The organism is Aquiluna sp. KACHI24 (assembly GCF_025997915.1).
Taxonomy (GTDB): domain Bacteria; phylum Actinomycetota; class Actinomycetes; order Actinomycetales; family Microbacteriaceae; genus Aquiluna.
In genome coordinates this window covers 1,275,810-1,296,432 of sequence record NZ_AP026677.1, presented here as the reverse complement: position 1 = coordinate 1,296,432, position 20,623 = coordinate 1,275,810, and the positions used below count along the sequence as shown (strand labels likewise).

The window sequence follows — 20,623 nt, the reverse complement described above, 5'->3', positions numbered from 1 at the left end:
TTCTCCTAAATAGGCTTTTGGAAAAGATTATCGAATCGAGACAGATGCCACAGCGACCAAGGCTCACACCGGCAATGGCCGATGTTCGTCGCGCGATTCGACAGAGTCTAGAAAAGTTAGGCATCAGACCCGATTCCCTAGTGCTGGTTGCTTGCTCTGGAGGCCCAGATTCACTTGCCCTGGCAAGTGCCATGGCCTTTGAAGCCCCGAGATTGGGCCTTAGGGCCGGTGCGGTGATCGTCGATCACGGACTGCAGTCTGGCTCCGACCAGGTGGCGCAAGATGCCTCCAACCGCTGCGTGGAACTTGGTCTTGAGCCTGTCGTGGTGAAAAAGGTTTCGGTAATCGAAACCGGTAACGGCCTCGAGGCTGCCGCCAGAGATGCCCGCTATGCGGCACTTGAAAATGCACGAGTGGAGCTTGGCGCTGAGTTAATTGCCACCGGGCACTCCCTTGAGGACCAGGCTGAGACTGTTTTGCTCGGGCTCGCCAGGGGTTCGGGGTTGAGATCTATTTCTGGCATGCCGGTCTTTGACCCCGAGCGCAAACTGCTTCGCCCGCTGTTAGATATTCGTCGAGAGGTTCTCCACCAATCACTGGAGGACCAAGGCATCAGCTTCTGGCAAGACCCACACAATCAGGATTCAAAGTTTGCAAGAGTCAGGGTTAGAAAGCTGCTTGCAACTCTTGAGGAAGAGCTCGGTGCCGGCTTTGCTCTTGGCCTTTCGCGCTCCGCATTGATTGCAACCGAGGCTAATGACTTTCTAGAAACTGCGGCCCATGACCTTGAACTCGCGGCTCGCGATGGCACATCCGCCAAGAGCGTCAGCTACCGAGTGGAAAAACTGCAAACCGCTCACTCAGCCGTTCTGAAAACCATGCTGAAACTGGTCTGTGAACGAGCGGGTGCGAGCTCGGTGAGTTTTGCTCAAATCGCTGCCATTGAGGCCTTCATTACAGATTGGCACGGGCAAAAACCGAGCCAGCTTTCTGGCATTACAGTAGAGCGGGTAAAAGACCAGTTGGTATTCACTTCTAAGCCCAAGCCAGGAGCCTGCTAGTGCAGTTAAATCACCCAGACATCCAGGAAGTACTTGTCACCGCAGAGCAGATCAGAGATCGCGTTGCTGAGCTGGCCAAAGACATTGATGAGTTTTATGCGGACAAGAATCCGCTACTGATTGGCGTACTAAAGGGTGCCGTGCCTTTTATGGCAGACCTCTCTCGTGCCATGGCACTGCCGACCACCCAAGACTGGATGGCAGTTTCCTCCTACGGCTCAGGCACTGTTTCATCTGGAGTTGTTCGAATTCTGAAAGACCTAGATGCGGATGTGAAGGACAGAAACGTCCTAATCGTTGAGGACATCATCGACTCTGGCCTGACGCTGTCCTGGTTGACAGCAAACCTCAAGGCTCGTGGGGCAGCATCTGTAGAGATCGTTACCTTGCTGCGCAAGCCAGATGCTGCCAAGGTTGAAATAGCTGTCAGATGGGTGGGGTTTGATATTCCAAACGCATTCGTTGTCGGCTATGGATTGGACTACGACGAGCGTTACCGCTCGCTGGATGGCGTTGGAGTTCTCTCTCCTAGCGTTTACAGCTAAGACCGGAAGGTTTGGGTAGCAATACCTTGAAGATGAAAAAAATTGTTCGCGGCCCATGGCTGTGGATTGCCCTTGCCCTGACTGTGGTCTTTTTGGGCTCGACCCTGATGAGCACCCAGCCTTTCACCAAAGTTGACACCAAGGTCGGCCTTGAGCTGATCCAGTCCGGTGAAGCGAAGTCGGTAAAGATTTTTGACAACGACCAGAGAGTCGATGTCGTGCTAGAAAAAGCTCACAGCGAGTATGGCGAGCAGATTCAGTTCTACTTCGTTACCGGTCGCGCACAGGTCATTGCGCAAACCATCGCTGATGCGCCAATTTCTGAGGGCTGGACCGATGAGGTGCCGCGCACCCCTTGGTATTTGGCACTGCTCGGATCGCTACTCCCAATTTTGATTCTGGTGCTGCTGTTCTGGTTCCTGATGGGTTCTATGGCAGGTGGTGGCCGCGGTGTTATGAACTTCGGTAAGTCCAAGGCAAAGATGGTGACTAAGGAAACCTCGAAGGTAACCTTCGCTGACGTCGCCGGCATCGAGGAGGCGCTGGAAGAGCTGACCGAAATCAAGGATTTCCTCAAGGACCCAAAGAAGTTCCAGGCACTTGGCGCAAAGATCCCTCGCGGCGTATTGCTCTACGGCCCTCCGGGAACGGGTAAGACCCTGATTGCCAAGGCTGTGGCTGGCGAGGCAGGCGTGCCATTTTTCTCCATCTCCGGTAGCGACTTCGTTGAGATGTTTGTGGGTGTCGGTGCATCGAGAGTTCGCGACCTTTTCGAGCAGGCCAAGCAGTCCGCTCCCGCGATCATCTTTGTTGACGAGATTGACGCTGTCGGTCGTCACCGCGGTACCGGTATCGGTGGCGGAAACGATGAGCGTGAGCAGACCTTGAACCAGTTGCTAGTTGAGATGGATGGTTTTGACACCAACACCAACGTGATTTTGATTGCAGCCACGAACCGCCCAGATGTTTTGGACCCGGCATTGCTGCGTCCAGGTCGATTCGACCGTCAGGTTGGAGTCAGCGCTCCTGATCTGAAGGGCCGCGAGCAGATTCTGCAGGTGCACTCAAAGAACAAGCCGTTGGCTGAGGGCGTTGACCTGGAGTTGGTTGCAAGGAGAACCCCTGGCTTCACCGGAGCTGATCTTGCCAACGTGCTGAACGAAGCCGCGCTTTTGGCAGCCAGACTCAACCGCACCGAGATCACCGACGAGATCGTCGATGAGGCGATTGACCGAGTCATCGGTGGACCTCAGAAGAAGTCGACTCTGATGAAGGATCAGGAGCGCTTGATCACCGCCTATCACGAGGCTGGTCACGCTCTAGTGGCAGGGTCACTTAACCACTCCGACCCGGTAACCAAAATCACCATCCTGCCAAGAGGCCGTGCACTTGGTTACACCATGGTTATGCCTCTCGAGGATCGCTACTCAATCACTCGCAATCAGTTGCTAGATCAGATTGCCTACGCAATGGGTGGTCGCATCGCAGAAGAGATTGTGTTCAAGGACCCAACCACGGGCGCATCCAACGACTTTGAAAAAGCAACCAACATTGCTCGAACCATGGTCACCAAGTACGGCATGAGTGCCAAGGTCGGTGCCATCTCCCTCGGTGGCGGCAACGCCGAGCCGTTCCTTGGCCGTGAACTTGCTACCCACAGCAACTACTCCAATGAGATGGCTCAGCAGGTCGACAACGAGGTCCGCGCGATTTTGGATCAGGCGTTAGATGAAGCTCACAAGGCGCTAACTCAAAACCGAAAGGTGTTGGATCAACTTGCCAAAGAGCTTTTGGAGAAAGAGACCCTGAATCAGGACGAGATTGCCAAGCTATTCAAGAGCGTGAAGAAGCTTCCTGAGCGAGAGACCTGGCGTTCATCCACCAAGCGAGCACTGAGTACCAAGGGGCCAATTGCAGTCCCAGAGCGCAAGGTGAAGCAGCTTGAGGTTCACGAGCCAGTTGTGGCCGAGACGGTTGAAACGGATGCAAAGCCAGAGAATTAGAGCCGCGGTCCGCGAGCTCTTGGAAGCAATTGGTGAGAATCCAGATCGCCCGGAGCTTTTGAGCACCCCGGACAAAGTTGCCGAGGCCTACGCCTCGTTTTTCAAGGGTATTGGTGTTGACCCAATCACGGTGCTCGGAGAAACCTTCCCCGCCGAGCACAATGAAGCGGTAATCCTCAAGGACATTGAGCTCGTCTCAATCTGCGAACATCACCTTTTGCCATTCACCGGCAATGCGCACATCGCATACCTACCCAGCAAGCACGTGGCCGGTCTGGGTCGTCTAGCTGCAGTTGTCGAAATTCTGGCCGCTAGACCGCAGCTTCAGGAGAATCTGACTGCTCAAATTGCCGATGCAATTGAGAAGGGGTTGGATGCCAAGGGTGTAATCGTCGTTGTTGAGGCAAAGCATCAATGCGTCGCTTCTCGAGGTGCGAGACAACCAGAGGTGAACACAATCACCATGGCTTCCAGGGGAGTTTTTAGTGAACCCAGCTATCGCGCTGAGGTCATGGGTTTGATAAACAAGTAACTATGAGCTGGCAACAACCGCGTGTAATGGGTGTGCTGAACATCACCCCTGATTCCTTCAGTGACGGAGGAGAGTTCCTAGATGCCGAGGCGGCCTTAGCTCAAGCCAAGCTCCTGGTCGCTCAGGGTGCCGACATTTTGGACATCGGAGGCGAGAGCACAAGACCTGGTGCCAAGCGCGTGGATCTCACGACCGAGCAGTCTCGAATCTTGCCTGTAATTCAAGCAGTGCGAGACCTCGGGGTTCCAATCTCGGTCGACACTATGAATTCACAGACCGCCGTTTTAGCCCTGGAGGCAGGAGCAACCATCATCAACGATGTCTCTGGCGGGCTTGCAGATACCAATATGTTCAGTGCGCTGTCGCCCTATGACTGCACCTACATCCTTGGCCACTGGCGTGGTCACTCCGATGTTATGGACAACCTGAATGCCTATTCAAATGTTGCTCGAGAAGTCGTAGGGGAATTGGCTGAGCAGGTAGCGATGGCGGTTTCATCCGGCATCGACCGCTCCCGAATTGTGGTTGATCCAGGCATTGGATTCGCTAAGGATGTGAAGCAGAACTGGGACTTGGTCGCAAGACTAGATGAGCTGGAGCAGCTTGGTCTGCCCATTCTCGTCGGGGCATCACGCAAGCGATTCCTAGCTGCGGCGCTGAATGAGTTAGATCCAGCGAGTGTCTCTACCCAGCGTCGTGATGTCGCGACCGCGGTTCTGACCGCACTTCTTTTGCAACGCAAGCTCTGGGGCATCAGAGTCCACAATGTCGAAGCCACGGTTGACGCAATCAAGGTAGTCTCGGCACTAAAGCAAGCGCAGGGCTAATGGCTGAATTTGAAATTGCAATTCGTGGACTCGAGGTTTATGCCCACCACGGAGTTTTGCAGTTTGAGCGCGACCTAGGTCAAATCTTCGTAATCGATGCCACGTTGACTGTGGATGCCGGCACCGCGGATGATCTTGAAGAGTCGGTTAGCTATGCCGAGATTGCCGAGCTAATCGCTGACGATGTGAAGCAAAATCCAGTAAACCTCATCGAAACGTTGGCTCATCGACTGCACGGCAAAGTCATGGCAAAGTCGCCAAGAATCAAGCGAGCCGAAATCACGGTTCACAAACCCAGTGCTCCAATCGAGTTGAAGTTTGAGGATGTCTTCGTCACCTACCGCGGTGATAATGCCTAACGTTCGGGCAGTAATTGCCTACGGAGGAAATCTGGGTGAGGTGCGCTCAAATATCAGTGCGGCCCTGGAGTTGATTGCCGCTCACCCCGAGATTGAGCTCATATCGAACTCCTCGCTCTATGAGTCAATGGCTCTGACCCCTGAGGGCATCGACCCGAGTAAACCCAGATATCTGAACGGCGTCGCGATTTTGGAGACCTCGCTCAAGCCGAAGCAACTGCTCAGGTTTTTGAATGAGGTTGAGAATCACTTTGGGCGCATTCGATTGCAGCGTTGGGCATCCCGCACTCTTGATCTCGACATCATTACTTACGGCGATCAATTTGTTGAGAAAAAGACCCTCATCATCCCGCACCCAAGAGCGAAAGATCGTGCTTTCGTGTTGGTTCCATGGGCTGAGATTGATCCAACGGCGGTATTGCCAGGCGCGGGTTTGGTGGCTGAGTTGGCAACGCCGCTAAGAGGTGAGGTTTGGCGAAGTGAATAGCTCGAATGCAAAGGGATTGACCCTGATTGGCCTGGTGACGCTGGTTCTAGGAGCGGCAATTGCTCAACTTGCGACCGGGTTTGGCTTCTCCATCCCCGCAGCACCTCTCTCACTTTCTATTTCAGTCTTGGTGATCGGGTTGGCGGTCTTGATTGCAACGATTCCTATAGCTCGCTATCGCAAGCTATCTGAAGCACAAAAGGCAGTGCAGCGACCCAACCCTTTTTATGCGGTTAGGGTGCTGCTCTTTGCCAGGGCGGCACAAATTACATCGGTTGCTTTTTTGGGCTGGCACCTAGGCCTTGGCATTTGGTTAGTCGCCTTCACGCCATCGGTTTTATTAGTCACGGATTCGTTTCTTGGGGCGCTGTTTTGTTTGGTTGGCCTGAGCGCGGCTTTGCTGGCAGAGTGGAACTGCAGAACTCCCAAAGCGGATGATGAAAAGGGTGCGGCATGAAGATCTCGATCATCGGTGATGAGCCCTCGGGTGTAGTGCTCGGTAAAGCTTGGGCCCTTGCAGGACACGAGATTGCCGGCATTGCAGTTACCACCCCAGGGGCAATCGAACGGGTAGAGGCCCTGCTTCCAGATGTCTACATTGGTTCCATGCCAGCAGTTGCCGAAGAGGCGGACCTGGTTGTCTTGGCAGTTCCTTACAGTGATGTCTCTCTGGTGTGTGAGGGCTTAGCTGACCTATCGCTTTTTGGCCCCAAGAAGTTGGTTATGCATCTCTCGCCACTGCAGGGCTATGGAGCTCTAGCCGCTGCTGGGATCCATGGTGCAGTGCCGATTGCCATGCATCCGGTCATGCACTTCACCGGTACCTCGGTCGATTTGATGGTTCTGAAAAACAGCACTATCGCTATCTCTGCTCCTGAGGTTTTCCAGCCGATAGCGCAGGTGCTAGCCATCGAACTTGGCGGTGAGCCAATCATCGTTGCAGAGGAGCAGCGAGCTGCGTATTCAGAAGCCTTTGAGGTAGCAAGCAGCTTTTCTTCGATGGTGGTATCACAGGCCGTGGGAATCTTGGCCGAGGCTGGGGTGGAAAACCCAGCGGCTTTGATCGGTCCAGTTGTCAGAAGTGCAGTTGAGGATGCTCTTCACAAGCCACCGCAGAATCTCGACCCTAGGGATTTGATCTAATGCAGTTGGTCCAGAGTGCGTCAGAGCTCACGCAAATAGTTGAGGCTCAAAAGCGACTCGGTAAGCGAGTGGGCTTTGTGCCAACAATGGGTGCTCTGCATCAGGGGCACGCATCCTTGGTCAAGCGCGCTGAGGAAGAATCAGATTTTGTAGTCGTTTCGATCTTTGTAAATCCGCTGCAGTTTGGTGCTGGTGAGGATTTCGATAAGTATCCAAGAACGCTCGGTGTCGATGCTCGATTGCTGAGCGACATTGGAGCAGACGTGTTGTTTGCTCCAGCGGTGTCGGACATCTATCCGACTGAGTCTCCAGTCAAAAAGGTGAGCGCGGGAGACCTAGGTGAGGTGTTTGAGGGCAAGACCAGACCTGGTCACTTTGACGGCATGCTCACCGTGGTGAATCGCCTCTTGGACCTAGTGAATCCAGACGTGGTGTTTTTTGGTGCCAAGGATGCCCAACAGGTTGCACTGGTTCGCAAAATGCTGAGTCAGCAGGTTAGAGCTGGAGAGCGAGCGCCAATCCAACTCGTAGAGTGCGAAACGGTTCGGGACGAACATGGCCTAGCCCTGTCATCAAGAAATCGCTACCTCTCGGCCGCACAGATTGACATAGCCAGAACACTGAACTTGTCGCTGCGAGCTGCAGCGGAATTCGAAGATAGAACCCAGGCACTCTCGGCGGGCAAGGCGGCGCTGAGCCCTGAGGCTAGACTTGACTACCTGGAGCTGGTTGATGCAGACAGCTTCGAAATTTTGGATTCGGCCAAAGGCAAAAAGGCGAGATTAATCATCGCTGCCTATGTGGGCGAAACCAGACTGATCGACAACATAGTCATTGATAGGACATCGTGAGCGAAGAGATCGAATTCGACGACCTGCCGGAGCAGATTGCCATTCGAATGGCAAAGCGCGAGAAGCTCAACGAGCTGTCCAGCGCCTACCCGGTCGCTTTGCCCATCACACACACCATTGAGGCCACGAGGGCCCACTACCCAAACCTTGAGGCTGATGTTGCAACCGGTGATGTAGTTGCCCTTGCTGGTCGCGTGATGTTTTTGCGCAACACCGGAAAGCTTTGCTTTGCGACTTTGCAATCCGGTACTGGAGAGCGAATCCAGGCCATGGTGTCCCTAGACAAGGTTGGCGAGGAGCAGCTCGAGAGCTGGAAAGAATTGGTTGACCTCGGTGACCATGTTTTTGTTGAGGGTGAGGTAATCACCTCAAAACGAGGCGAGCTGAGCATCCTTGCTGACCGTTGGTTGATGGCTGCGAAGACTATTCGCCCGCTACCTAACCTGCACAACGAGCTTGGCGAAGAGTTCCGCGTGCGTCACCGCTACATCGATTTGATCGTTCGCGACCGAGCTCGCGAGGTAGTGAAGATTCGTTCCGAGGTAATGCAGTCGCTGCGCAACACCTTTGCAAACCGCGCATTCATGGAGGTTGAAACTCCAATGCTGCAGGTGATGCACGGTGGTGCATCGGCCAGACCTTTCAAGACCCACTCAAACGCCTTTGACACAGAGCTTTTCTTGCGCATTGCCCCAGAGCTGTTTCTAAAGCGTGCGGTAGTTGGTGGCTTGGAGCGAGTATTCGAGATCAACCGCAACTTCAGAAACGAGGGTGCTGACCGCACCCACTCACCTGAGTTCGCCATGCTTGAGGCATACGAGGCCTATGGCGATTACAACACCATGGCGACCTTGACTCAAGAGCTAATTCAAAACGCTGCCATGGATGTCTTTGGTTCACACGTGGTGACCTTGGATGATGGCACCGATAACGACCTCGGTGGCGAGTGGGCAAGAGTCTCGATGTTTGAGTCGCTTTCGGCTGCTGCCGGTGTGGAGATCACTCATGAGACTCCGATTTCAGAGCTGAAGAAGATTGCGGACAAGGTTGGCATCGAGATCGATCACCCGCTGCACGGTAAGTATGTCGAGGAGCTGTGGGAACACTTTGTGAAGCCTGGCTTCACTGGCCCGACCTTCGTCACCGACTTCCCAATTGACACCTCCCCGCTCACCAGAGACCACCGATCTACCCCGGGAGTTGTTGAGAAGTGGGATCTTTACATTCGCGGGTTTGAGCAAGCAACCGGTTATTCCGAGTTGGTTGACCCGGTAATTCAGCGTCAGCGGTTTGTTGCTCAAATGGAGCTCGCTGCTGCTGGAGACCCTGAGGCCATGAAGCTCGACGAGGAGTTTTTGAAGGCGCTGGAGTTTGGCATGCCACCATCGGGTGGCATGGGTATGGGCATCGATCGTCTACTGATGACCCTTACCGGCCTTGGAATTCGCGAAACCATCCTGTTCCCACTGGTGAAGTAGGTAATTGATGACTCCGCTTGAGATCGCCTTAGATGTTGCTATTTCGCTAATTCCGCCAGCGTTGGTTGGTGTGCTTTTTTGGATCATCATGCGCTCGATTTTGCGAGCGGATAAGGGCGAGCGCGATACATATGCTCGTATCGAGGCCGAGGAACGAGCCAAGCGAGCTAACGCCTTGGGCGAACAGCCCTAGTTTCTGACCCCTAAGCCTTCTAGCATCTTCAATACCAGAGTGTTGGAGGTCCAGGCTTGTTCGAGAAATTTACCGACAAGGCCCGTCGCGTTGTTGTTTTGGCGCAAGAGGAAGCGAAGCTTCTAAAGCACAACTACATCGGCACGGAGCACATTCTGCTCGGTCTGATCCACGAGGGTGAGGGCGTTGCCGCCAAGGCATTAGAGGCTCTCGGTATCAACCTCGAGCAGGTGCGCGAGCAGGTCCAGGAGATCATCGGTCAGGGGCAGCAGGCTCCATCCGGTCACATCCCATTCACCCCAAGAGCTAAGAAGGTTTTGGAGCTATCACTTCGTGAGGCACTGCAGCTGGGTCACAGCTACATCGGTACCGAGCACCTGCTGTTAGGACTAATCCGCGAGGGCGAAGGTGTTGCAGCTCAGGTATTGACCAAGCTGGGTGCTGACACCAATAAAGTTCGCCAGCAGGTCATTCAGCTTCTTTCCGGCTACCAGGGCAAGGAGACCGTCGCCGTTGGCGGCGAAACCAACCCGCAGCCAAAGGGTTCCCAGATTCTTGACCAGTTCGGTCGTAACCTCACCCAGGCCGCAGCCGAGGGCAAGCTAGACCCAGTGGTTGGTCGCGAGCGCGAGATTGAGCGAGTGATGCAGATTCTTTCTCGCCGCACCAAGAACAATCCAATTTTGATTGGTGAACCAGGTGTGGGTAAGACCGCAGTGGTCGAGGGCTTGGCTCAGGCAATTGTCTCCGGACAGGTCCCAGAGACCCTTCGTGGCAAGCAGCTTTACACCCTAGACATGGGAAGCTTGATCGCCGGTTCTCGCTACCGCGGTGACTTTGAAGAGCGTTTGAAGAAGGTCACCAAGGAGATCAGAACTCGCGGTGACATCATCACCTTCATCGATGAGATTCACACCTTGGTTGGTGCCGGTGCAGCGGAAGGCGCGATCGATGCGGCTTCGATTCTCAAGCCAATGCTGGCCCGCGGCGAGCTTCAGACCATCGGTGCTACCACCTTGGATGAGTACCGCAAGCACTTTGAAAAGGACGCAGCGCTAGTCCGCAGATTCCAGTCAGTTCAGGTCGCTGAGCCAACTCCTGCGATGGCGATCAACATCCTCAAGGGTCTGCGTGATCGCTACGAGGCCCACCACAAGGTCTCCATCACTGATGGTGCAATTGTTGCCGCTGTTGGAATGTCAGATCGCTATGTGACTGACCGCTTCCTGCCAGACAAGGCCATTGACCTTATCGATGAGGCCGGTGCGAGACTACGCCTGAGCTTCCTCTCCTCCCCACCTGAGCTTCGTGAGATGGACGAGAAGATTGCAGTCGTAAAGAAGGCCAAGGAGCAGGCGATTGCCGACCAGGACTTCGAGCTTGCAGCATCAAAGCGTGATGAGGAGAAGAAGCTCACCGCCGAGAAGATGCGCATGGAGAAGGAATTCCGTGAGGGCAACATCGACAAGCCAGGCATTGTTGATGAGGGTCTGATCGCAGAGGTTCTAGCTCATGCAACCGGAATTCCGGTGTTCCGTTTAAGTGAAGAAGAGGGCGCCAAGCTGATCTTCATGGAGCAGGAGCTGCACCGCAGAGTTATCGGTCAGGAGGCAGCAATTGCTGCACTTTCCAAGACCATTCGTCGCCAGCGGGCAGGCTTGAAGGATCCAAAGCGTCCTTCTGGCTCATTCATCTTCGCTGGTCCAACCGGTGTTGGTAAAACGGAGCTTGCGAAGGCGTTGGCCGAGTTCTTGTTTGATGACGAAGACGCACTAATTTCGTTGGACATGAGCGAGTATGGCGAGAAGCACACTGTTTCCAGACTCTTTGGTGCTCCTCCGGGATTCGTCGGATACGACGAGGGTGGCCAGCTAACCGAAAAGGTTCGCCGCAAGCCGTTCTCCGTGATCCTGTTCGACGAGATTGAAAAGGCTCACCCAGACATCTTCAACTCGCTGTTGCAGATTCTCGAAGAGGGTCGCTTGACTGATGGTCAGGGACGCGTGGTGGACTTCAAGAACACCATCATCATCATGACCACCAACCTCGGAACTCGTGAGATTACCCGTGGTGCTCTAGGTTTCACCCTCGAGGGTGACTCAAAGAACGACTACGACCAAATGAAGGCACGTGTAAACGAGGAGCTCAAGCGCAACTTCAAGCCTGAGTTCCTGAACCGTGTCGATGAGGTCATCGTCTTCCCACAGCTAAACCGCGACGAGCTACTGCAGATTGTCGATCTGTTTGTTGCCAGACTGCAACGTCGTTTGGACGAGCGCGACCTGAAGCTGACCCTGACCACTGTGGCCAAGGAGCGACTGATCGAACTCGGCTATGAACCAGCGTTGGGTGCAAGACCACTGCGTCGCGTGGTTCAGCGTGAGATCGAGGACGCCATCTCCGAGCGAATCCTGACCGGCACTATCGGCAGCGCTCAGGACATCTTGGTTGACTTCATCAACGGTGAATTCACCTTCGTCGCCAACTCTCGCGAGAGTGAGCCAGTCGCTTAGTGACCGAAGTTCAAAGCTACCGAGTCCTCAAAGCCCACAAGGGCTTTGAGGTTCGGGAGTATGACCCTCACACCCTTGTGACGACCTGGCAAGCCGGAGATTTAGGCGCCTCCGCCTACAACGCTTTCGGCTACCTTGCTTCTTTTATTGGCGGCAACAACCAAAAGCGCCAGCCAATTGCCATGACCGCGCCGGTGGTTCAACGTGAATCGGGATCTGGTTTTGAAGTTTCTTTCGTGATGCCATCCGACATGAGCGATGTTCCTTTACCCACTTCAAACACTTTGAAAATCGAGCAGTTCCCCAGCTCAACATTCGCTGCCATAACCTTCTCTGGGTTTGCCCGAGAGGCACTGTTCCGCGCAAAAGAACTAAAGCTCAGAGAGCTTCTTGCTGCGCAGGGATATCGGGCGATTGGCCAACCCAGATTCGCTCGATACAACGGCCCTTGGACTCCGGGTCCACTGCGTCGGAACGAAGTGCTATTAGAAATTGAATCGGCTTAGCGCCATAATTTAGCAATGCTCAAGATTCGACCTGCCCGGACCACTGATGTTCGGGCGATCACAGAGATCGCCTCTCCCTTGGTCGAAAAGCGCATTCTGCTCGGCAAAGAGCTCGTTGAACTGTATGAATCAATTCAAGAGTTTGTGGTTGCTGAAAAAGACGGCGAAGTAATTGGTTTTGGTGCTCTACACGTGATGTGGGAGGACTTGGCAGAGGTTAGAACATTGGCTGTTCGCGAGAGCGTCAAGGGCCAGGGTGTTGGCAAGAAGATTTTGGGTGAACTTTTGGACAAGGCCAAGGACCTCGGGATTCACCGAGTTTTCTGTCTGACATTCGAAGTGAAGTTCTTCGAGTCTCAGGGCTTCCAAGTCATCTCCGACATTCCAGTCGACCCTGAAACCTATGCAGAGCTAGTTCGCTCCAACGATGAGGGTGTGGCTGAGTTCTTGGATCTGGCGAGGGTGAAGCAGAATACTCTCGGAAACTCCAGAATGCTCCGTTACATCTAGTTAGATAGTTCCATGGCCCCTACTCAACAGCAGATCTACGCCCGTCGCCGCGCCCTCTTGTTGCTAGTTTTGGTCATCGTGGGCGTCTTGGTTTGGAACGCATTCTCCGGCGGATCACAAACCCAGCAGGCAGGACCAACCAGCGCTGCTTCAGTTTCCGCTACTGCTTCGACACCAGCCAGTGAAATTGTTGATTGTCAACCGGGAGTGGTCGAGGTCTTTGCTCGAATCGGAGACAAGGATGGCGAGAAGAGCTCATTCGCATCCGGCGAGAAGCCGTACCTTTGGTATGACATCACCAACACCGGCCCAGTGGATTGCAAGTTCAACGTTGGATCTCGGGTGACCTTCTTCACCATCACCTCGGGTGACGAGACCTACTACTCCTCACGCGATTGCGACAGAAGTGCGGATCAGGATTTGGTCACCGTCTTGAAGGCAAACTCAACCATCAGCAGCTCTAGAGAGGGAGCCATCTGGGAGCGAGTAAGGTCTTCCGGAACGGGTTGTGGGGCGGAGCAAGAGCCTGTGCCATCAGGCGGCGCCTCATACTTTTTGAAGGTAGAGGTAAACGGGGTTTATTCAGAGAACCCTGTTCAGTTCCTACTTAACTAAGAGCCTTGGAAAGTGCTTTGGAGAGTTGGTCACCCTCGGCACTTACCACCTTGTCATGACCGAGTCTCACCGCTTCAGCGTGACGCTGTTTGGAATTTGAGACCGCTCTGATCTCGCCCGCAAGGGAAATTTCACCAAAGGCTGCGACGGATGAACCGACCGGTTTATCAATTACCGCGGACGCAATTGCCACCGCTATTGCCAGGTCTGCTGCTGGTTCGAGAATGCGCATCCCACCGACAGTCGATACGTATACGTCTTTATCAATCAGGCTGATGCCTGCTCGGCGCTCCAATACAGCCAGGAGCATTGCTACTCGAGAGGCGTCAACGCCGTTTGTCACTCGTCTTGGTTGCGGTGAATTGGTGCGGACCACCAGAGCTTGGATCTCGGCGATTAGTGCTCGCTTGCCCTCAACCGTCACAGTCACACAGGTTCCAGAAACCTGGTTTTTCGAACCTGAGATAAATAGTTTTGAAGGATCCGGAACCTCCACGATGCCATCACCGGTCATCTCAAAGCAACCCACCTCGTCAGTAGGTCCAAATCTGTTCTTTAGGGTTCTTACAAACCTCAACGAGGTCTGGCGATCACCCTCAAATTGGCAAACCACATCAACAAGGTGCTCCAGGGTCCTTGGTCCCGCGATCGAACCGTCCTTGGTCACGTGGCCGACGAGCAAAAGTGGGGTCGATGATTGTTTTGCTAGTCGAATCAGGTTTGCGGCAACCTCACGAACTTGAGCTGGCATGCCAGGTGCTCCATCGACATCAGCCGAGGCCACTGTCTGAACCGAGTCAACGATCAGTAGGTCTGGCTTTAGCGCCTCGAACTGCCCCATCACAGTGGAGAGGTCAGTCTCGCTGGCGAGGTATAGGTTCTCGCTTAAGCCGCCGGTTCGCTCGGCTCTTAGTCGGACCTGTGATGCCGATTCCTCGGCAGAGACATATAGAACTTTTGCACCTGACTTTGCTGCCTTGGCACCAACCTCCAAAAGCAGCGTTGACTTTCCCACACCTGGCTCACCGGACAGGAGGATTGCTGCACCAGCAACCAGTCCACCGCCGAGAACTCGATCAAACTCCCCAACGCCGGTTGGTTTATGCGAGGCGGATACCTGCTCAACCTCAGTGATCGGTTTAGCCAGCTGGTTTTGAGTGAGCCTTGCAGCCTTCACCTCCTGAACTGAGTTTGTCTCCTCAAGGGTGCCCCAGGCCTGGCATTCGCCGCAGCGACCAACCCACTTGACGGTGGTCCAGCCACACTCGGCGCATCGAAAGTCGCTCTTAGTTTTTGCCATCGAACAAAACTACCCTTTGCTGCCGACATCTAAACTTTTGCCCACACCTAAGGAGCGAGATGTTCAAAAGCCATCGCCAGGAAATCTGGCTCGTGCTCCTTTTGTCTTTGGGTGCGAGTGCCATTTACTCAACCCTGAGTCTTTTGCGAAAGTTAGCCAGCCCGGAGGGTCTTGCCGGTAGCACCACAACCATCAACCGACCCGTTGTTGAGACGCCTTGGCTTGATTTGATTTACCAGCTTGTTGGAATCGGTCTTGCTTTGGTTCCAGTACTACTTGCACTGTATTTCTTGCGTCAGGATCAGGTTTCAATCGGCCTGATTCCAAACCTTAGAGATGTTGGCTTGGGCGTTTTGATGGCAGCCTCAATCGGAATCCCAGGGATCGGGCTCTATTTTTTGGCTTTGGAGCTCGGGTTGACATCGAGAGTTGTGCCGAGTTCTATTGGTGACTTTGTTTGGACCATCCCCATCCTGCTGCTGGCAGCACTTAGGTCAGGATTGCAGGAGGAGGTTATCGTGGTGGGCTTTTTGCTCAGCAAGCTAAAGCTTGTCAACCCAACTTTTTCGGTCTTTCTGCTCGTATTGACCTCAGCGGCTATTCGGGCTAGTTATCACAGCTACCAGGGGTTCTCTGCGGTGCTTGGAAACTTTGTCATGGGCATCGTGTTCGCTCTGGTGTTCTTGCGGACTGCGCGGGTTGCACCGCTTGTGATTGCGCACACTCTGATGAACTCTGTGGTCTTTATCGGGTATCCACTTCTTGGCTAAGCCTAGGATTCAAGGGTGGAGAAACTTCGAATTGCCTTTTTGGGCTCAGGATCAATGGGTGGCGCAATCATGTCGGGGCTTATCGACGCCGGCTATCCCAAAGAGCTGATTTCAGCTACTACTAAAAGTGAAGAGAGTGCTGCCGCCTGGCGCGAGCAGGGCATATCGGCACTTTCGGTTGAGACCACCCCAGATGCCAACGCTTTGATTGCAGGCGATGCCGACTTGATTGTTCTGGGCGTCAAGCCAAAGCAGATTGTCGATGTGTTGCGAGAGCTCTCAGGTGAAGTCGGAAAGAATGCGGTGCTAATCTCCCTGGCGGCCGGCATAGAGCTTGCAACGATGGCCAGTGCCATCGACAATCCAAACCTGATTCGCACTATGCCAAACACTCCCGCACTAGTGGGCAAGGCTGTTACCGGCATCGCCCCCGCAGCCTCAGCTTCGCAAGATGCTATTGACGCCACCGTGACGTTGTTCGAAGCCGTTGGCACCGCGATCGTGGTTCCTGAGCAGAAGATCAACGCCCTAAGTGCCATCTCGGGTTCTGGTCCTGCCTGGATCTACTACTTCATCGAGCAGTGGGAAAAGATCGCGCTCGAACAAGGCTTTTCCGAGGAGGATGCCAAGAAACTCGTGCGCGGTACCTTCGATGGATCGATCGATCTTTTGGCACAGTCAGACGAGGAGCCAGCCGAGCTGAGACGAAACGTCACCTCTCCGGGCGGCACCACCGAGCGCATCATTGCCACCTTCGAAGAGAGCGATTTGAAGGCCATTTTTGCTAAGGGCTTAGCCGCTGCGGTAGCGCGGGCTGAGGAATTAGCAGGTAAGTGAGAGTAGGGTAAAAACATGGCAGACATTTTTGAAGCAATCGCTGACCCAACTAGACGTCTTCTTTTGGAGACCCTGCTCGGTTCGCACCTGGCCGGTGGCTCGGGAGAGCTAACCGTGAGCGAGATTGTCGAGCAGACCAAGCTTGGTCAGCCAACCGTCTCCAAGCACCTAAAGACTTTGCGTGAAGTTGGCTTGGTCGACGTTCGCGAAGAAGGTCAAAAGCGTTTCTACTCAGTGACTCCAGAGCCACTTGAGGAAATCGAAGACTGGATGATCAACTTTCTGTCTCTTGGTTTTGACCCAGAAGAAGACGAGGGCGACCCACTTGCAGAAAACCTTTCCGAGGTTGGCGCAAAGGTTGGCCACTGGCTCACTGAGAAGTCAGGTTGGCTATCCGAGCAGCTCAAGCAAAAGCTTGAAGAGGTTGACATCGATGCTGACCCGAAGGAGCTTGGCAAGAGGCTTGGTCGCAAGCTAGCCGAGGCCAAGGTGGAGGCGGAGAAGTCTGCGAAGGACTTCGAAAAGATCGCTCGCCAGAAGGTTGAAGAGGTTGTCGATGAGGTCAAGCAAGAGACCAACAACTTCGTTGCCGAGGTGAAAAGCAAGGTCAAGAAGTAACAAGTGACACTCAATCCAGTGTTCGCTGGATTTTCCATCCGAGGTTGAGTGCTTGGTTACTAAGGGCTAAACTTCTGAGGTTGCCCATTCGGGCACCCAAAAGCTTTGTGAGGTTTCTGTGGGTTCAATTATCAAGAAGCGCCGTAAGCGTATGTCTAAGAAGAAGCACCGCAAGCTGCTTCGTAAGACTCGCCACCAGCGTCGCAATAAGAAGTAAATCTTCAAAACAAAAACCCGCCTGCAAGGGCGGGTTTAGTTTTTGCGCAGGTCTCGCTTTTTGAATTTCATAATCTCCCACCCAGCAGCCTCAGCATGGCGGGTGAGAATCTTGTCAGGGTTTACTGCCACTGGGTGGCCCACGGAGGACAGCAGTGGAAGATCGTTGTAGCTGTCTGAATACGCCCAGCTACGCTTGAGGCTAATCCCTCTGTCTTTGGCCAGTTTCTTTGCCGCGTGGCGCTTGGCTTTTCCGTGCAGTGGCTCGCCGATCAATTCACCGGTCAAAACACCATCTTTGTGACCAACGATGGTCCCAAGAGCGCCGGTGGCACCGATGTCTTTGGCAATTGCTTCAGCAAGCTCCACCGGGGCAGCAGTCAGAAGCCAAACCTCGCGACCGGCAGTCAGGTGCTCCTTGGCTGCCGCTACGGTCTCCGGCCAGAGTCGGGGCTTAATCTCCTGGCGGTAAACAACATCAATCAGATCCCGCAGTTCATCGACTGAGTGCCCCTTGGTCAGAGAAAGAGCACGGTCCTTGAAGTCCGCCATCTTCTCGTTGTTCTCGCCGCGACGAATAAACATCATCTGCTCGAATGCGAATCGCCAAATGTCTCTGCGCTTGATGGTGCCGCCGGTGAAGGCAACCTTGCCGAAAAGGATTGAGGTTGAGCCTCGAACCAAAGTGTTGTCAACGTCGAAGAACGCGGCTTCGAGTTTTGGCTGCTTTAGGGGTTCGGGCACCGGCTAAGTCTAATCATCTGAGGCACTGGCCGTAGGCTTTAGAGGTGGCTATTGAAATCACTCTAATCGGGAGAAACGGCTGCCATCTCTGCGAGGTGGCCCAAGGGGACTTGGCTCAGGTGATAGCCCGCTTTGCCAATGAGTACCCAAGTGTGGAGTATTCGATCGAAGATCTGGACATCGATCAGAACCCTAAGTTTGCGCACTTCACCGACGAGGTGCCAGTGCTGCTGATCAACGGCCAGCAAGTGTCATTCTGGAGAATCGACCAGGAGCGGGTTTTCGCAAAGCTTCAGGAGTTGGCATGAAGCTGATTGTTTGGGTTCTGAAGAACTTCTGGTTTCCGATCTTGATCTATGTGCTGAGCAAGCTTGCTGAGAAGCACACCTGGGCAGACAAAGCGCATAGGACCCTAAAGAGATTCAAGTAATTTCTTTTGAGGCTGGTTATCCACAAACCCGTTGTCTATACTTTGCGTATAGATAAGGGGTTTGTGCTGTGACTCAGAGAGTGACCAGAAAAGCTTTCAAAAATGGCGGCAGCGTCGCCGTCCGCATACCCAAGGGTTGGATTGATGAGGATGCGGAAATCGACATCGTTCGACGCGAGGACGGAATCGTAGAAATCCATCCTTTAGATCGGGCAACACGATTGAGGAGACTCTTGGATTATCTGAGCCAGCAACCAGAGCTTCCCGAGGATGAGTTCATAATCCCCGACCGACTGCCTTGGCCTGAGAGGTTTGATTGGGATGAACTTTTCAACGAGGAGATTAAGTGACGAGATTCCTTCTAGACAGTGATGTCCTAATAAGAGTTATTCGACGACACCCAGGTTCCTTGGCTCGGCTGAAGTCACTGTCCCAAGAAAGCTGGTCAATCTCAGCCATGACTGCATATGAGATTCAAAAAGGAATAAGTAAGAATCCCAACTCCACTTCAAACTTGATCGCAAGAGAGCTTCTTGGATTAAGCAGAATCGAGGCCATTGGCGAACGCGTAGCCGATCGAGCGGCCAAGATCCATGCGGACTTGAAGTCCTCAGGGATAACGATTGGTACTGCGGATGAGTTCATTGCAGCCCAGGCGTTGGAGGTGGATGCGACCCTTGTCACAAACAACACCAAACACTTTGAAAAAGTGCCAGGGCTGAAGCTAGAGAGCTGGCTTTAGGGCTGAAGTCGGTTTGGTCCGCGGAACAGGAAGCTGGCCTCACGGATATTTGGCAAGTCTAGAAGCAACATCACTACTCGAGTTAGACCCATGCCAAAACCACCGTGGGTCGGTGCGCCATAGCGGAAGAAGTCTAGGTAGAAACCAAGACCCTCGAGCTCCAGACCCTTGTCCAAGACCTGCTTCTCGAGGACCTCGATGCGGTGCTCGCGCTGAGCACCGGTGGTGATCTCGGTACCCTTCCAAATCAGGTCGTAGCTCTTGGTGAGGCTTGGGTTGTCCTCGTGTCTCATGTGGTAGAACGGGCGGATGTTCTTTGGGTAGTCGGTGAGGAACACAAACTCGTGCCCAAATTTCTCGTTGACGTATGCAGCAATCTGACGCTCACCCTCTGGGTCGAGATCACCATCTGCTCTTGGCACCTTGTAGCCACGTGATTCAACGATCTCGTGGGCTTCAGCCAACGGAATTCTTGGGAATGGAACAGCTGGAACCTGGATGTCGATGCCATAGAGCTTCTGGATCTCTTCACCGTGAGCATCCTTGACTGCTTGGATTGCACGAACCAAAAGCATCTCTTGGAACTGCATCACATCTTCGTGGGAGTCGATCCAGCTCATCTCCATGTCAACCGAGATGAACTCGGTGGCGTGACGCGAGGTAAATGATGGGTCAGCGCGGAATACTGGGCCGATCTCAAACACCTTGCCAAGACCTGCCATCATTGCCATCTGCTTATAGAACTGTGGGCTCTGAGCGAGATAGGCGTGGGTCTCAAAGTATTCGAGCTTGAAAAGTTCGGCGTGTGACTCGGAGGGTGAACCCATCAGCTTTGGAGAGTGAATCTCCATGAAGTCGTGCTCTAGCCAAACCTCGCGCCAGGTCTTCTCGATGGTGGTCTGAACCCGCATCATCAGGTTTAGCTCTGGACGGCGTAGGTCTAAGAATCTCCAGTCCAAACGCTTGTCAATCGAGGTGTCTTCTGCGATTGGGCTGTCTGGTAGCGAGCGAGAAACTACCTTCAGGTCGGAAAGCAGAATCTCAACACCGTTGAGCTTGACGCGCTCGTCATGCTTCAGATTTCCGGTGATTTCTACGAAGGTGCCACCGGTCAGGGAGCTGACAACATCTGCCAGTGCGTCCTCTTCGGCAGGACGTGGGTAGGTAACCTGAACGCTGCCGGACTCATCACGAATGATGATGAACTGAATGCGCTTTTGATCTCTCAGGGTCTCGACCCAACCACCGATGGTGACTGGTCCGTCCTGAAGCGATGGCAGGGTGCCGATGAGCTTGCGATCTAACATTTTGACCTCTGAGAGTGGGCGAAAGAGAGTAACTGT

The 20,623-nt window shown here is 53.8% G+C and carries 27 protein-coding genes; 24 read left to right on the top strand and 3 right to left on the bottom strand.

Translation table 11 applies throughout. The features are described from left to right. Window positions 1–17: 17 nt before the first annotated feature. The 16 genes from tilS to OO713_RS06295 are packed head-to-tail and all read left to right on the top strand — an operon-like array spanning window position 18 to window position 13,623. A complete protein-coding gene (gene tilS / locus OO713_RS06370) occupies window positions 18–1,061 on the top strand; it encodes a tRNA lysidine(34) synthetase TilS (protein WP_264785331.1) in 1,044 nt (347 codons plus the stop codon). Then, on the top strand, window positions 1,061–1,606 hold the full coding sequence (gene hpt, locus OO713_RS06365; protein ID WP_264785330.1) for a hypoxanthine phosphoribosyltransferase: 546 nt from the start codon (window positions 1,061–1,063) through the stop codon (window positions 1,604–1,606). The genes tilS and hpt overlap by 1 nt, the downstream gene beginning before the upstream one ends. A 32-nt stretch (window positions 1,607–1,638) precedes the next feature. Beyond that, window positions 1,639–3,609 carry an ATP-dependent zinc metalloprotease FtsH gene (gene ftsH, locus OO713_RS06360; RefSeq protein ID WP_264785329.1) on the top strand — a complete coding sequence of 657 codons (1,971 nt, stop codon included), beginning with the start codon at window positions 1,639–1,641 and terminating at the stop codon, window positions 3,607–3,609. Next, the gene (gene folE, locus OO713_RS06355; protein ID WP_264785328.1) at window positions 3,590–4,141 is read left to right on the top strand and encodes a GTP cyclohydrolase I FolE; all 552 of its coding nucleotides are present in this window, start codon (window positions 3,590–3,592) and stop codon (window positions 4,139–4,141) included. The genes ftsH and folE overlap by 20 nt, the downstream gene beginning before the upstream one ends. Window positions 4,142–4,143: 2 nt before the next feature. Further along, the gene (gene folP / locus OO713_RS06350; protein WP_264785327.1) at window positions 4,144–4,968 is read left to right on the top strand and encodes a dihydropteroate synthase; all 825 of its coding nucleotides are present in this window, start codon (window positions 4,144–4,146) and stop codon (window positions 4,966–4,968) included. Continuing rightward, window positions 4,968–5,327, top strand: coding sequence for a dihydroneopterin aldolase (folB, locus tag OO713_RS06345; RefSeq protein WP_264785326.1), 360 nt, complete (start codon window positions 4,968–4,970; stop codon window positions 5,325–5,327). The genes folP and folB overlap by 1 nt, the downstream gene beginning before the upstream one ends. Next, window positions 5,320–5,814, top strand: a complete 495-nt coding sequence (gene folK, locus OO713_RS06340; RefSeq protein ID WP_264785325.1) for a 2-amino-4-hydroxy-6-hydroxymethyldihydropteridine diphosphokinase — start codon at window positions 5,320–5,322, stop codon at window positions 5,812–5,814. The genes folB and folK overlap by 8 nt, the downstream gene beginning before the upstream one ends. Further along, on the top strand, window positions 5,807–6,271 hold the full coding sequence (locus OO713_RS06335) for a DUF3180 domain-containing protein (protein WP_264785324.1): 465 nt from the start codon (window positions 5,807–5,809) through the stop codon (window positions 6,269–6,271). Before folK ends, OO713_RS06335 begins: the two co-directional genes overlap by 8 nt. After that, on the top strand, window positions 6,268–6,957 hold the full coding sequence (locus OO713_RS06330; RefSeq protein ID WP_264785323.1) for a DUF2520 domain-containing protein: 690 nt from the start codon (window positions 6,268–6,270) through the stop codon (window positions 6,955–6,957). Before OO713_RS06335 ends, OO713_RS06330 begins: the two co-directional genes overlap by 4 nt. Next, entirely contained in the window at window positions 6,957–7,808 is an 852-nt protein-coding gene (gene panC / locus OO713_RS06325) for a pantoate--beta-alanine ligase (RefSeq protein WP_264785322.1), read from the top strand. The genes OO713_RS06330 and panC overlap by 1 nt, the downstream gene beginning before the upstream one ends. Continuing rightward, window positions 7,805–9,286 carry a lysine--tRNA ligase gene (gene lysS / locus OO713_RS06320; protein ID WP_264785321.1) on the top strand — a complete coding sequence of 494 codons (1,482 nt, stop codon included), beginning with the start codon at window positions 7,805–7,807 and terminating at the stop codon, window positions 9,284–9,286. The genes panC and lysS overlap by 4 nt, the downstream gene beginning before the upstream one ends. A 7-nt stretch (window positions 9,287–9,293) precedes the next feature. Further along, window positions 9,294–9,479: a hypothetical protein gene (locus OO713_RS06315; RefSeq protein ID WP_264785319.1), complete on the top strand. Its 186-nt coding sequence runs from the start codon at window positions 9,294–9,296 to the stop codon at window positions 9,477–9,479. A 56-nt stretch (window positions 9,480–9,535) separates the two neighbouring features. After that, on the top strand, window positions 9,536–11,992 hold the full coding sequence (locus tag OO713_RS06310) for an ATP-dependent Clp protease ATP-binding subunit (protein ID WP_264785318.1): 2,457 nt from the start codon (window positions 9,536–9,538) through the stop codon (window positions 11,990–11,992). Next, a complete protein-coding gene (locus tag OO713_RS06305) occupies window positions 11,992–12,498 on the top strand; it encodes a heme-binding protein (RefSeq protein WP_264785317.1) in 507 nt (168 codons plus the stop codon). The genes OO713_RS06310 and OO713_RS06305 overlap by 1 nt, the downstream gene beginning before the upstream one ends. A 15-nt stretch (window positions 12,499–12,513) precedes the next feature. Then, a complete protein-coding gene (locus OO713_RS06300) occupies window positions 12,514–13,008 on the top strand; it encodes an amino-acid N-acetyltransferase (RefSeq protein ID WP_264785316.1) in 495 nt (164 codons plus the stop codon). Window positions 13,009–13,020: 12 nt separating this feature from the next. Further along, on the top strand, window positions 13,021–13,623 hold the full coding sequence (locus OO713_RS06295; protein ID WP_264785315.1) for a hypothetical protein: 603 nt from the start codon (window positions 13,021–13,023) through the stop codon (window positions 13,621–13,623). On the opposite strand, the gene radA is transcribed toward OO713_RS06295, so the two are convergent. Next, window positions 13,616–14,923, bottom strand: a complete 1,308-nt coding sequence (gene radA / locus OO713_RS06290; protein ID WP_264785314.1) for a DNA repair protein RadA — start codon at window positions 14,921–14,923, stop codon at window positions 13,616–13,618. The two genes, OO713_RS06295 and radA, sit on opposite strands and share 8 nt — an antisense overlap. 59 nt (window positions 14,924–14,982) lie before the next feature. Between radA and OO713_RS06285 the strand changes: the two genes are divergently transcribed. From OO713_RS06285 to OO713_RS06270, 4 genes are all read left to right on the top strand, one after another. Then, entirely contained in the window at window positions 14,983–15,693 is a 711-nt protein-coding gene (locus OO713_RS06285; RefSeq protein WP_264785313.1) for a CPBP family intramembrane glutamic endopeptidase, read from the top strand. A 15-nt stretch (window positions 15,694–15,708) separates the two neighbouring features. Further along, window positions 15,709–16,530, top strand: coding sequence for a pyrroline-5-carboxylate reductase (gene proC / locus OO713_RS06280; protein WP_264785312.1), 822 nt, complete (start codon window positions 15,709–15,711; stop codon window positions 16,528–16,530). Between the two features lie 15 nt (window positions 16,531–16,545). Further along, window positions 16,546–17,148, top strand: a complete 603-nt coding sequence (locus tag OO713_RS06275; protein WP_264785311.1) for a metalloregulator ArsR/SmtB family transcription factor — start codon at window positions 16,546–16,548, stop codon at window positions 17,146–17,148. 118 nt (window positions 17,149–17,266) lie between these two features. Beyond that, window positions 17,267–17,365 (top strand): AURKAIP1/COX24 domain-containing protein, encoded by a 99-nt coding sequence (locus tag OO713_RS06270; protein WP_074789180.1) that lies wholly within the window; start codon window positions 17,267–17,269, stop codon window positions 17,363–17,365. Between the two features lie 35 nt (window positions 17,366–17,400). Here the strand turns inward: OO713_RS06270 and OO713_RS06265 are convergent, their stop codons facing one another. Next, entirely contained in the window at window positions 17,401–18,108 is a 708-nt protein-coding gene (locus tag OO713_RS06265; RefSeq protein ID WP_264785310.1) for an HAD-IB family hydrolase, read from the bottom strand. 44 nt (window positions 18,109–18,152) lie between these two features. Here OO713_RS06265 and OO713_RS06260 point away from each other — a divergent pair, with 44 nt between their 5' ends. From OO713_RS06260 to OO713_RS06245, 4 genes are all read left to right on the top strand, one after another. Then, window positions 18,153–18,416 (top strand): glutaredoxin family protein, encoded by a 264-nt coding sequence (locus OO713_RS06260; RefSeq protein WP_264785309.1) that lies wholly within the window; start codon window positions 18,153–18,155, stop codon window positions 18,414–18,416. Beyond that, window positions 18,413–18,538, top strand: coding sequence for a hypothetical protein (locus tag OO713_RS06255; protein ID WP_264785308.1), 126 nt, complete (start codon window positions 18,413–18,415; stop codon window positions 18,536–18,538). Before OO713_RS06260 ends, OO713_RS06255 begins: the two co-directional genes overlap by 4 nt. 68 nt (window positions 18,539–18,606) lie before the next feature. Beyond that, complete coding sequence (locus OO713_RS06250) at window positions 18,607–18,888, top strand: AbrB/MazE/SpoVT family DNA-binding domain-containing protein (RefSeq protein WP_264785307.1); 282 nt, start codon at window positions 18,607–18,609, stop codon at window positions 18,886–18,888. Then, the gene (locus OO713_RS06245) at window positions 18,885–19,280 is read left to right on the top strand and encodes a type II toxin-antitoxin system VapC family toxin (RefSeq protein ID WP_264785306.1); all 396 of its coding nucleotides are present in this window, start codon (window positions 18,885–18,887) and stop codon (window positions 19,278–19,280) included. The genes OO713_RS06250 and OO713_RS06245 overlap by 4 nt, the downstream gene beginning before the upstream one ends. On the opposite strand, the gene aspS is transcribed toward OO713_RS06245, so the two are convergent. Next, window positions 19,277–20,587, bottom strand: a complete 1,311-nt coding sequence (gene aspS, locus OO713_RS06240; protein ID WP_264785305.1) for an aspartate--tRNA(Asn) ligase — start codon at window positions 20,585–20,587, stop codon at window positions 19,277–19,279. The genes OO713_RS06245 and aspS overlap by 4 nt on opposite strands. Window positions 20,588–20,623 lie beyond the last annotated feature (36 nt).